This is a genomic window from Mycolicibacter senuensis (genome assembly GCF_003284925.1).
GTDB classification, from domain to species: Bacteria; Actinomycetota; Actinomycetes; order Mycobacteriales; family Mycobacteriaceae; genus Mycobacterium; species Mycobacterium algericum_A.
Genome location: NZ_QMEX01000050.1, coordinates 1 through 11,507, shown reverse-complemented (window position 1 = coordinate 11,507; position 11,507 = coordinate 1). Strand labels below are relative to the sequence as shown.

At 68.4% G+C, this 11,507-nt stretch carries 8 protein-coding genes and 2 pseudogenes; 4 read left to right on the top strand and 6 right to left on the bottom strand.

Features of this window, described 5'->3' with window-relative positions:
* The first annotated feature begins 2 nt into the window (after window positions 1-2).
* Window positions 3-995 (top strand): NAD-dependent epimerase/dehydratase family protein, encoded by a 993-nt coding sequence (locus DQP56_RS13070; protein WP_112686045.1) that lies wholly within the window; start codon window positions 3-5, stop codon window positions 993-995.
* 21 nt (window positions 996-1,016) lie between these two features.
* Here DQP56_RS13070 and DQP56_RS13065 read toward each other — a convergent pair whose 3' ends face one another.
* On the bottom strand, window positions 1,017-2,570 hold the full coding sequence (locus tag DQP56_RS13065; protein ID WP_112686043.1) for an HNH endonuclease signature motif containing protein: 1,554 nt from the start codon (window positions 2,568-2,570) through the stop codon (window positions 1,017-1,019).
* Between the two features lie 116 nt (window positions 2,571-2,686).
* Here DQP56_RS13065 and DQP56_RS25270 point away from each other — a divergent pair.
* Window positions 2,687-2,818, top strand: a pseudogene (locus DQP56_RS25270) (SRPBCC family protein); the annotation flags it as partial.
* 14 nt (window positions 2,819-2,832) lie between these two features.
* Here the strand turns inward: DQP56_RS25270 and DQP56_RS13055 are convergent.
* The 5 genes from DQP56_RS13055 to DQP56_RS13035 form a co-directional block, all read right to left on the bottom strand.
* Entirely contained in the window at window positions 2,833-4,290 is a 1,458-nt protein-coding gene (locus DQP56_RS13055) for an amidase family protein (RefSeq protein WP_165825012.1), read from the bottom strand.
* 90 nt (window positions 4,291-4,380) lie between these two features.
* Window positions 4,381-5,742: an FAD-binding oxidoreductase gene (locus DQP56_RS13050; protein ID WP_112686039.1), complete on the bottom strand. Its 1,362-nt coding sequence runs from the start codon at window positions 5,740-5,742 to the stop codon at window positions 4,381-4,383.
* Window positions 5,743-5,767: 25 nt separating this feature from the next.
* A complete protein-coding gene (locus tag DQP56_RS13045) occupies window positions 5,768-8,317 on the bottom strand; it encodes an FtsX-like permease family protein (protein WP_234825648.1) in 2,550 nt (849 codons plus the stop codon).
* Window positions 8,299-9,090, bottom strand: coding sequence for an ABC transporter ATP-binding protein (locus tag DQP56_RS13040; RefSeq protein WP_234825647.1), 792 nt, complete (start codon window positions 9,088-9,090; stop codon window positions 8,299-8,301). Before DQP56_RS13040 ends, DQP56_RS13045 begins: the two co-directional genes overlap by 19 nt.
* A gap of 308 nt (window positions 9,091-9,398) precedes the next feature.
* Window positions 9,399-10,187 (bottom strand): DUF3109 family protein, encoded by a 789-nt coding sequence (locus tag DQP56_RS13035; RefSeq protein ID WP_112686037.1) that lies wholly within the window; start codon window positions 10,185-10,187, stop codon window positions 9,399-9,401.
* A 72-nt stretch (window positions 10,188-10,259) separates the two neighbouring features.
* Between DQP56_RS13035 and DQP56_RS13030 the strand changes: the two genes are divergently transcribed.
* The gene (locus DQP56_RS13030; RefSeq protein ID WP_112686035.1) at window positions 10,260-11,249 is read left to right on the top strand and encodes a Ppx/GppA family phosphatase; all 990 of its coding nucleotides are present in this window, start codon (window positions 10,260-10,262) and stop codon (window positions 11,247-11,249) included.
* Window positions 11,246-11,507, top strand: a pseudogene (locus DQP56_RS13025) (hypothetical protein); the annotation flags it as partial. The gene DQP56_RS13030 and the pseudogene DQP56_RS13025, both read left to right, overlap by 4 nt.

The following is an 11,507-nucleotide window of genomic DNA, read 5'->3' as shown; positions in this document are numbered from 1 at the left end:
TGATGCGCGCATTCGTCACCGGGGGAACCGGTTTCGTCGGCTCGAACCTGGTCGCCGCGTTGCTGGAGCGCGGCATGCAGGTGCGGGTGCTGCGTCGCTCCACCTCACCGATGGCGGCACTGGCCGGCCTGGAGTGCGAGACCCGCGTCGGCGACGTCAACGACGGCGTCGAGGCGCTCACCGAGGCGATGGCCGGCTGCGACTGGGTGTTTCACACCGCGGCGATCTCGGACTACTGGCGTTACCGCACCCAGACCCGGCTGTATCGCACCAACGTCGACGGCACCCGCGATATGGCCGCCGCCGCCCAGCGCGCCGGAGTCGAGCGTTTCGTCTATACCAGTTCGCTTGCCGCGCTGGGTATTCCGTCGCGGGGTCACGAGTTGGTCGAGACCGATGAGTTCAACATCCGCCCGAGGCAGTTCCCGTACGCGCACAGCAAGCACCTCGCCGAGGCGGAACTGCGCAAGGCGGCTGCGGCCGGCCTGCCGGTGGTGATCGTCAACCCGTCGGCCGTCATCGGACCCCGCGACGTCAACCGCATCGCCAGCGCCATGCTCGTCGAAGCGCAGCACGGCCGACTGTGGTTCGCCGCACCCGGCGGCACCAACTTCGTCTCGGTCGACGATGTGGTGGCCGGGCACATCGCGGCCGCCGAGCGGGGCCGGATCGGCGAACGCTACATCCTGGGCGGTGAGAACCTGTCCTTCCGTGCGGCATTCACCGAAGCCAACGGACTCTTCGGTCGGCGTCCACCGTCGGTCATGTTGCCGCGCTGGTTCATTCCGGTGGCCGCGGCGGGTGTCAGCGTGGCCCGCGCCGTCGTCGGACCGCGACTGCCGATCGACGCCCGCCAGATGCGACTGTCCACCGCGGACATCTTCGCCGACGCCACCAAGTCCCGCGAGGAATTGGGTGTGCCGTTCACCCCGTTCGCCACCGCGCTGCGGGCCGGCTACGAGTGGTACCGCGACAACGGCTACCTGGACCGCTGACCAACCGGCGGCAGCACGTCGTCATCCGGCTTCCGCCCAGTTGTCGTCCTCGAAGATGTGCCGTTGCGCGAGGCCCTCGACGGCCACAGCTTCGTAGGCAGCCTCGTCGAACAACGGGTCGTCGAATACCGGGTCGTCGCGCGGTGGCCATTCGTCGTCGGGTGGTGGTGGTTGCTCGTCGGGCGGATCATCGGGTGGCCGGTGGCGGTGGTAGTCGATGACGGCTTCGATGAAGTGGAAGGGATTGACTCGCGGCTGGCCGTGGTCGACTTTTGCCGGTGGGATCCATTCGACGCGGCCGGAGTCGCCGAGTCGGGTGACCCAGCCCTGCTCGCTGGCCATCCGATTATCCGGGGCACACGCCAGCGCGAGGGAATCGACGTCGGTTTGGCCGTTGTTCGCCCAATCCTGTTCCAGATGGTGCGCCTGGGAAAGATATCCCGACACCGTGCACCCGGGGCGGGTGCAGCCGCGGTCGCGGGCGTGCAACACGATGCGCTGGTCGGCAGAGGCGAGTCGTTTGGCCCGGCCCAGCCACAGCGCCCGACCTTGGCCGTCGAAGACACTCAGGTAGTGATACGCGTGGCCGGCCATCCGCAGCAGGTCACTCATCGGCAGCAGGCTGCCGCCGGCGGTGTGCGCCTTGCCGGCCGCAGCCTGCAGTTCGGCCAGCGTGGTCGAGACGATCACCGTGACCGGCAGACCATTGAGCTGCCCCAGATCTCCACAGGCCAGTACCGCCCGCAGTGCGGCCAGCAGCGCGTCATGGTGGCGTTGATCGCGGGTGCGGTGATCAGCCTGGATCTGCGCTTGGCTCGGCGTGCCACTGACACAGGGCGTTTCGTCGGCGGCGTTGCACATGCCCGGCGCCCCCAGTTTGGCCAGGATCGGCTCCAGGGTGGCCCGCAACTCCGGGGTGATCTTGCCGGACACGGTGCTCATCCCGTCGGTGTCCTGGCGACCCAGTCGCAGGCCGCGCCGGGCTTGGCGCTCACGGTCATCGGGCTCGTCGCCATCTTGATCCAGCACCGCGATTAGGTGTGCAGCCAGGCGTTGAAAGGTCTCCGGAGCGAACTCGGAGGCCAACGCCGCCAGATCGCGCTCGGCGCGCCCGCGATCGGAAGCACTCACTCTGGCGGGGATCTTCGCCATCGCCTTACGCGCGATCGCCACCTGCTCGGGGCCCACCCGCCCGTCGGCTTGGGCCGCTGCCAGCGCCGGAAGTACCGGTTCAAGGGGTTCGCCGGTGATGGAGGTGCGCGGGCCCAACTCGGCGGCCTCGTCCACCCGCCGGCGTACGTCCGCCGTACTGATTCGCAACCGCTCACTCAACGCTTTGGTCAGCGAACACCCTGCTAATACCTCATCATGGCCCTCAGCCACCAGCCGGGCCAAGATCTGGTGATCGATGGCCGGCGCCTGCCATGCCAACACTTCCCGGCGGGCCAGCACCTCCACCAGCTCCTCGGGGCTCAATGCATCAAACGAACACTGGGCCAACCGGGCATTAATCGCCTCCTGCTCATCGAGACACCCCATGATGGTGTCCCGATCGGCGAGCGCATCCCTACCCATAAACCGAACACTAGTTCGAGCATCCGACAAGAACCCGGGCTGATCAGTAGGCCTGATTCTAAGGGAATGGTGAGGAATTCGACTTACCTCAGTTCGGTGCTCAATCTGCCTCGGTGGAGACATTCGACTACCGGAACGGGGGTGCGCTCAAATTGAAGTTCTACGAGCTGACCCGGTCCGCCAGGACCAATGCCGCTGGCATTGAGGCGACACTGACGGGTTTGCGAGAGCGCTACCCGTTGGCGTAGCGCGCGACCGTTCGCTACCGGACCTGGGACAGCAACGCCTCGGTCGGCGGCCGGAGCTGAGCCCACGGCCGTACCGATTCGAGCTGTGCGGCAAGCGAAATCAGGGTTGCCTCGTCGTTGGCTCTCCCCACCAGGTGCACCGCCTCGGGCACGCCGTCGGCGTCGAAACCGGCGGGCACCGACATGGCCGGCTGACCGCTGTAGCACTGCGGGAAGGTGAAGGGGATGAACTTCAGCATCCGCAGCATCGCCCGGGTCGGGCCGTACCCCTCGAAGTAGCCCACCCGCACCGGCGGTATCGCCAGCACCGGTGTCATCAGGACGTCGAAGTCGGCGATCCGGCGCTGCGAGCGGGCGGTGATGCGGGGCTCGGCGGCGACCGCACGACGGGCGAGCCAGTCCGGAACCAGCCGGCTGGTCCGCGCCTCGGCCTGCATCCGCCGTTCCAGCAGTTCGGTTTTCGGGAGTCGGTCGATCTCATCGGCGAAGCCGTTCATGAACAGCGCGAGCACCGCGGCGATCCCCACCACCGGATAGACCGGGTCGCGTTCGACGACATCGTGACCCAGTGATCGCAACAACTCCGCGGTCTCAAGGACCGGGCGGCGCACCTCGTCGCTGACGTGCACCGGGACCACCGGCTTGAACGACATCGCGATCCGCAACCGCCGCGTCGGCGCCACCAGCGCGTCCATCAGCGGCGGCGCCGGCGGCGGTGACGGAATCTCGTCGTCGGGTTCGGGCCCGGTCATCGCGTCGTGCAGTAGTGCCGTGTCGACGACACTGCGAGCCAGCGGCCCGATGTGGTTGAGGCCGTGGAAGCGGTATGCCCGTTCGGGCGACTCCTTGGCGCTGATCCGGCCGCGCTGGCCCTTGAGACCGACCAACCCGCAGCAGGCGGCCGGGATTCGCACCGAGCCGCCGCTGTCGCTGCCGGTGGCGCCCGGCACCATCCCGGAGGCGACCGCCGCGGCCGAACCACCGCTGGAGCCGCCCGGGGTCCGATACAGATCCCACGGGTTGCGGGTCACGCCCCAGGTCGCCGATTCGCACACCGGGTAGGCGCCGAACTCCGAGAGGTGGGTCTTGCCGATGATCACCGCACCCGCGGCCCGCAGCCGGCGCACCGCGGCGCTGTCGGTGCTCGCCGGGCCGACATCGATTCCGGTGCCGCACATGGACGAAACACCGGCCACGTCGGTGTCGTCCTTGACCGCGATCGGCACACCGGCCAGCGGCAGCACCTCCCCGGCGGCCAACCGCCGCTCGATGCGCGCCGCCTCGTCCATCGCCCGGTCACCCAGCACCGTGCGGAACACGTTCAGCACCGGGTCGAGCCGGGCGATCCGATCCAGGTAGAGGGCCACCAACTCGCGCGGGGACACCTCCCGCTCACGCACCAGCTGTGCCAGGCGCGCAACACCGGCGAAAGCCAGCTCATGATCCTGCTCATGATCGTGCGCGGCAGACATCGTTGCGTCCTTTCCCCCGCGGACCACAATACCCATCGTGCGCTGGGCAAACGTGTGGCCGCGTTGGCGACACACTAAGAACTGCGAGCGTTAATCGGCGGGCGCGATGTTGTGGTTGAGCCTGAACCGATTCTGCGGGTCCAGCCGCGCCTTGAGTTCGGCGAGCCGCTGATAACCGGCATCGCCGAAGGTCGCCCGGATACGGTCCTGCCCTTCGTCGCCCACGAAGTTCAGGTAGGCGCTCGCCGGGCCGAGTGGGCGCAGGATCTCGAAGGCCTGCCCGGCCCACGCCGTGCACCGCGCGGTGTCGGCGGGGTCGGTCCAGGTCGTCATCAGATGGATGATGTACGGGTGGTCGCGGGCGACGACGGCCGTGGACTCCGGCGGAACGCGACTGGCGTACCCGCCGAGCCGGATCAGGTGCAGCCGGGTCTGCGTCGAGGGGCGTGACCGGCCGAGCAGCGCGATGCGCCGGATCGCCTCGTCGGTGAGCTCGGTGACGAACAGCGATTTCCAGTAGTTCAGCCAGCCGTACGGCGCCGTGTAGTCGAGGGCCTGCTGCCAGGTCGAGTAGTCCAGCGTGTGCTGCACCGCCACCACCGGCTTCGCCGCCGCGCCACGGACGTCGAGCAGGGCGCTGACATCGTTGCTGCCGATCGCGTCGGTCCGCGTTGAACAGGCCAGCACATTGACCAGCGACTTGCCGGTGGTGAAGTCGGTGGAGAAGTCGAGGATGGACGCCAGGTGGTCGGGTGCGTTGTCCATCTGGGCGCGGAAATGCTTGAGGGCCGCCTCGGCGTCGGTGTCGGGGTAGGACTGCACGCCGGCGGTCACCGCGTTCACGGGGTGCAGGCGCAGCACGAACTGCGCTACGACGCCGAAGTTGCCGCCTCCGCCGCGCAGCCCCCACAACACCTCCGGGTGCTCGGTCTCGCTGACGGTCAACACGTCGCCGGATGCGGTCACCAGTGTCGCGCCGATCAGGTTGTCGCAGGTCATCCCGTGGGCGCGGGAGAGCCAGCCGATGCCGCCGCCGAGCGAGAACCCGCCGACGCCGGTCGTCGACACCACCCCGCCCGGGCAGGCCAGCCCGTGCCTACTGGTCACCGGGTCGACGTCGCCCCAGGTGGCGCCGGCGTCGACATAGGCGATCCGCGCTTGCGCGTCGACCCGCACCCCGCGCAGCTGGGTCAGGTCGATGACGATGCCGCCGTCGGTGGCCGAATGACCGGCGACGCTGTGTCCGCCGCTGCGCACCGCGATCTCGGCTCCGGCGGCCACCGCGTAGCGCACGGCGGCGACGATGTCGTCCTGGGAGCGGCACTGCAGCACCAGGCGCGGCCGCTTGTCGATCATGCCGTTGAAGACCTGACGGACCTCGTCGTAGCGGGCGTCGCCCGGGGCGATGACTACGCCGGAGAATCCCGGCACGGTAGGGACGGTCGCTGTCATGGCATCCTCGGTGTCGGCGGAGCTCTTACTCGTCGCGAAGTTCGGTCGCCGGAGTGGACCGCGTGCTCTTCCAGGCGGGAATGATGGCCGCGAAAACCGCGGCGACGGTGGCCAATACGGCGTAGAGCAGCGCGTCCGACCAGGGGAACACCAGCGGGGTGATCAGGCCGACGTTGACCACGGCCGCCCGTCGGACCGCCTCGGAGATGGCGATCGACAGCACCGCCCCGAACAGGCCGCCGGCGGCGCCGGCGACGACGGCCTCGACGGTGGTGATGGAGAACACCCGCGCCCGGGTGGCCCCCAGCGCCTGGATCAGGGCCACCTCGCGCCTGCGCCGGATCCCGACCAGCAGCAGCGTCGAGAGCACCGAGATGAAGGCGATACCGAGCAGGCCGTACTTGAGGGTGTTCAACGGCGTCAGATACCGGCCGATGGATGTCGCGATCTCCGAGGCGTAGCCGTCGGTGTCCACCGCGGTCACCGGCTGGTCGAACCGGGTGGCCCCGATGCTCTCGATGACCTGGCCGGCGGTGAACCCCGCTGCCGGCGTGGCGAAGATCAGGCCGGCGGGCTGCGGGCCGTAGATCTGCTCGGCGATCGCGTACGGCATGTAGATCCGGCGGCCGCCGTATTCGGGGGTGGCCACAATGGTGCCGATGCTCATCGCCTGCGCATCCAGTCCACTTCCAAATACGAGAGTGTCACCGATGCGGAGCTTTTTCTCCCGCGCGAGGACGCTGCCGATGACGACTTCATTGGCCTTCTGACTCGCCTCCGGGGATTGGCCGGCAAGTAATCCGAACGGAAATGTCGGCCGGTCCTGGGCCTGAATATGCGCCAGTGACCCGTCTTTGAGGCTGATCTCGATTTCGGCCATCCGCTCGATCTTTTCCACCCCGGTCAACGCGTTCAGTTTGTTGACCGTCTGCGGGGCGAATCGGGCGTCAACGGGGCCGTAGTCGGCGAACTGCGTCGTGGTGATGGCAATGCGCCCGTCCGCCTGGGATTCGGCGACCCGGGTGGCGCCGATGTGAATTGCGACCAGGAACCCGGAGAGCAGGATCGCGACCACCACCGGCACTGCGATGGCGCCCGAGATCGCCGCGGTGCGCGAGCGGTCCGAGCGCAGCGCGTTGAGGGCGATGGTCAGCGTCGCTCCGCGCGACTTGTCCGGCCGCGGCCGCACGCTGGTGATGGCCTGCGCGCTCAGGTACGCGGTGGCCAGCAGCAGCCCGATGAGCGCGACCACCGCGCCCACGTCGGCGAGGATGGCCTGCCAGGCCAGCAGGGCGCCGGACAGTGTCGCCAGCCGTGCCGCGATCACCCCGCTGAGCCCGATCGCCAGCAGCAGCAGTGCCCGGAACCAGATCTTGCGTTGGGTGGTCTGTTCCTGCGCCGCCCGGCCGGACAGTTCGGCCGCGATGGGGGTGTTCGACGCCGACAGGGCGGGCCCGATCGCGGCTCCGACCGCCAGCACGAGGCCGGCCAGTATGCCGAGGACGATGATCGCCGGTTTGAGGATCACCGGCACGGTGACGCCGACGAATCGTTCGGTGAGCTCACTGGCGCTGGCCACGATGGGCTCCGAGATCACGATGCCGGTCAGCACGCCCATCGCCGATCCCGCCGCACCCAATAGGGCGGCCTCGCTGAGGAATCCGGTCATGATCGAGGCGGGTGAGGCCCCCAGCGCGGAGGCGATCGCAATCTCGCGGCGGCGCTCCTCGACCGAGAGCCGGGTGATCTGGGTGATCAGGATGACCCCGACACCGATCGAGATCAGCGCGAAGATCCCCAGCAGCGGCAGCAGCACGTCGTTGACGTTGTAACCCTTCGCCGGTTCGCTGCGCGGCTGCACGCTGTAGCTGGGTCCCAGCGTGGTCTTCAGCCGCTGTTGGACCTCGTCGGCGTCGGCGTCGGCGGCCAGCGTCACGTACAACATGTCCACCCGGTCGCCGCGGGCGAACTGCACCTTGGCCATGCTCAGCGGCAGCACCGCGACCAGACCGTTGTTGACCTCGTCCAGGTCGGACACCCGCTGGAACTTCTCCATCGACAGCTGCCCGGCGTCGGTGACCAGGGTCGCCGAGGCGTCCAGGGAGTCGCCCAGTGACTTCGAGATCGCCGGCGGGGGTTCCTGCTGCCCGGCTTGGCAGACCTTCGGGTCGACGATCCACTGCGCCGAGCAGTCCACGCCGAGGCCCAGCCCGTAGCTCTCGGTGCCCTTGTCGCCACCGTCGCCACTGTTGCGGATCATCGTCACGCCGCGGATGACGGGCACCACCGCTCCCACCCCGGCGACCGACCGGGCGTCCTCGATGACCGCCGGACTGATGCCGCCGCGGGTGGCAGCGCCGACCACGCGTAGCGGTGCGGGACCGGCGATCTGGTAGCCGACGTCTTCCACCGCTTTCGAAACGCTGGTGACCTCGATCATGACGGCCACCACGACCGCGACGCCGCCGCCCAGCGAGAAAGCGGCGAGGGCGGCCCGGAATGCGTGTTTACGAACCGCCCGAAAATTGATGATCCGGAGCAGGCCGAATGTCGCGGCTAATGTCCCGCGAGCCATGTCACATTGTCGGGCGCGTGAGCCATTCCGCTGTCGGTCTCGATTTCACCGTCGAGAAGTGAAACCAGCCGGGGGGCGTCGTCGGCTATTTTCCGGTCGTGCGTCACCAGGACAATTGTCTGGCCAGCGGCATTCAGGTTGTACAGGGCGTCAATAACCCGCTGCCCGTTAACGGTGTCCAGGTTGCCGGTCGGTTCATCGGCGAGAATGACGTCGGGATTCATGAAAAGCGCCCGCGCAACGGCGACCCGCTGTTGTTCGCCGCCCGACAACTCCGACGGGACGCGCTTGGATTTGGCGGCCAGCCCGACCTGGTCGAGCAGGCCCATCGCGTGGGCATGCTGGGAGCGGCCGGATCTGCCCGCCAGCAGGCCGGGCAGCATGACGTTCTCCACGACGGACAGGCCCGCCAGAAGGTTGAACGCCTGGAAAACGTAGCCGAGGGTTTGACATCGGACGGCGGCCAGCTGCCGGCGCGACAGCTGCGAGACGCTGTGGCCGTTGACGAGCACATCTCCGGAGGTCGGCAGGTCAAGCAGGCCGAGGATGCTCAGCAGGGTCGACTTGCCCGAGCCGGACGGGCCGACCATGGCGACGAATTCGCCGCGGGTTATCTGGATATCGATGTTCCGCAATACCGGCGTCGCGGTATCGCCGTGACCGAACTGTTTGTTGAGTTTGCGCGCTTCCAGAACCACGGGCGGCCTGAGAACGACCGGCGGCGTGTGTCCGTTATGGTCGAGCTCCACGGTGTGGATGTCGGTCCTGATCATGAATCTCCAGCGGGCGTGTGTGATACGGGATCATGCCCGCGTAGGGCGCGTTTCTCAATTGATTGCGCACTCCGATGATGCTGCGTTACCGGGGATGCCATCCCCGAGCATACCGACCTGCGCCGCCTGCTAAAAATCATTCGTCGGTGACTCCGAACACCACTGACTGCCCTGGTGGCCAGGTGTTCTCCGGCTCGCCGGCAGCCGCCGGCGACGGGGTTTCGCAGCAAAATAATCCTTGACCTGCGGTTTTTGTTCGTGGACGGCTGGCCGTTGAAGTGCACCAGGCTCCGGGTACTCAGCGGCGGCTACTCGGCGGCGCGGGTGGCCGGGTGCACGGCCACCAGCCCGAGTTCGTTGCGCCGCTCGCAGATCACGGCCAGTTCGGCGTAGGCCTGCTCGCCCAGCAGCTCGGTCAGCTCGGGCCCCAGGCTCTGCCAGACCTGCCGGGCGCCGACGTGGGCCGCCGGGTCGCCGGTGCAGTACCAGTGCAGGTCTTCGCCGCCGGGTCCCCAGCCCCGGCGATCGAACTCGGTGATCGTGGTCTTGAGAATCTCGGTGTCGTCGGGCCGGGTCACCCACTCCTGGCTGCGCCGGATCGGCAGCTGCCAGCACACGTCGGGCTTCATGGTCAGCGGCTCCACCCCCAACCGGACCGCCTTGATGTGCAGCGCGCAGCCCGCGCCGCCGGCGAATCCGGGCCGGTTCAGAAAGATGCAGGCCCCCTTGACGGTGCGGGTACGCAGTTGCTCCTCGCCGTCGTTCTCGTCGTATTCCAGGTAGCCCTTCTTGCCCAACCCCTTGTCGCGGTACTGCCAGTCGGCGTCGGTCAGCTGCGCGACGGCGTCGTCGAGCTTGGCGCGGTCGTCGTCGTCGCACAGGAACGCGCCGTGCGAACAGCACCCGTCGTCGGGCCGGCCCGCCACGATGCCCCGGCAGGCCGCCGTGCCGAACACGCAGGTCCAGCGGGACAACAGCCAGGTCAGATCGGCGGCGATCAGGTGTTCGGGGTTGTCCGGGTCGTAGAACTCCACCCATTCGCGGGGGAAGTCCAGGCCGACTTCACGCCGCCGGGGGACGGGCTGTGCGGGGGTCACAAAACTCCACGCTAGACCACGAATTCGCGTTGTCTCGACTTGGTCGATTCCTCGCCCCATTAAGTTGGTTGCGTGCGATTAGGCGTGCTCGACGTCGGCAGCAATACCGTTCATCTCCTGGTGGTGGATGCTTACCGGGGCGGTCACCCGACCCCGATGAGCTCGACCAAGGCCACGCTACGGCTGGCGGAGGCCACCGACAGCTCAGGAAAGATCACCCGGCGCGGCGCCGACAAGCTGGTGTCCACGATCGACGAATTCGCCACCATCGCAGGTAGTTCGGGCTGCGCGGAGCTGATGGCGTTCGCCACCTCGGCGGTGCGTGACGCCTGCAACTCCGAGGACGTGCTGGCGCGGGTGCGTGCCGAGACCGGCGTCGAGTTGCAGGTGCTGGAGGGGGAGGACGAGTCCCGGCTGACGTTCCTGGCGGTGCGGCGCTGGTTCGGCTGGAGCGCCGGGCGAATCATCAACCTCGACATCGGCGGCGGTTCGCTGGAGATTTCCAGCGGCCTCGACGAGGAGCCCGAGGTGGCGTTATCGCTGCCGTTGGGCGCCGGCCGACTCACCAGGGAGTGGCTGCCAGAAGACCCGCCCGGGCGGCGCCGGGTGTCGATGCTGCGGGACTGGCTGGACACCGAGCTGGCCCCCGCGGCCGCGACGGCTCTCGACGCCGGCCCACCCGACCTCGCGGTGGCCAGTTCCAAGACGTTTCGTTCGCTGGCGCGCCTCACCGGTGCTGCCCCGTCGGCTGCCGGACCGCGAGTCCGCCGCACATTGACCGCCGCGGGCCTTAGGCAGCTCATATCATTCATCTCTAGGATGACCACGGCAGATCGTGCCGAATTGGAAGGGGTGAGCGCCGAGCGGGCCCCGCAGATCGTGGCGGGCGCCCTGGTGGCGGAAGCGAGCATGCGAGCGCTGTCGATCGAAACGGTTCAGATTTGCCCATGGGCGCTGCGGGAGGGCTTGATCCTGCGGCGCCTCGACCGTGAGGCCGACAGCGCGACCTTGCTCCAATCCTCGTCCGTGGGCATGGCCCGGCAAAGAGGGGGCGCCCGATGACCGAGCCCAAGCCCGACCCCCGCGACGTCGAGACGCGGCCGATCTCGGTTGCCGAGCTGCTCGCCAGGAACGGGACGATCGGTTCGCCGCCGGTGACCGGTCGCCGCCGGCGTCGGCGCGGCAACGCCGACGCCGTCACCGTCGCCGAGCTGACCGGCGAGATCCCGATCATCCGGGACGAGGACGGGCCGCCCGCGCCGGCGGCGGCCGAATCGCCGGACGGCGGCGAGACCTCCGACACCGCGGCGAGCGGCGCCC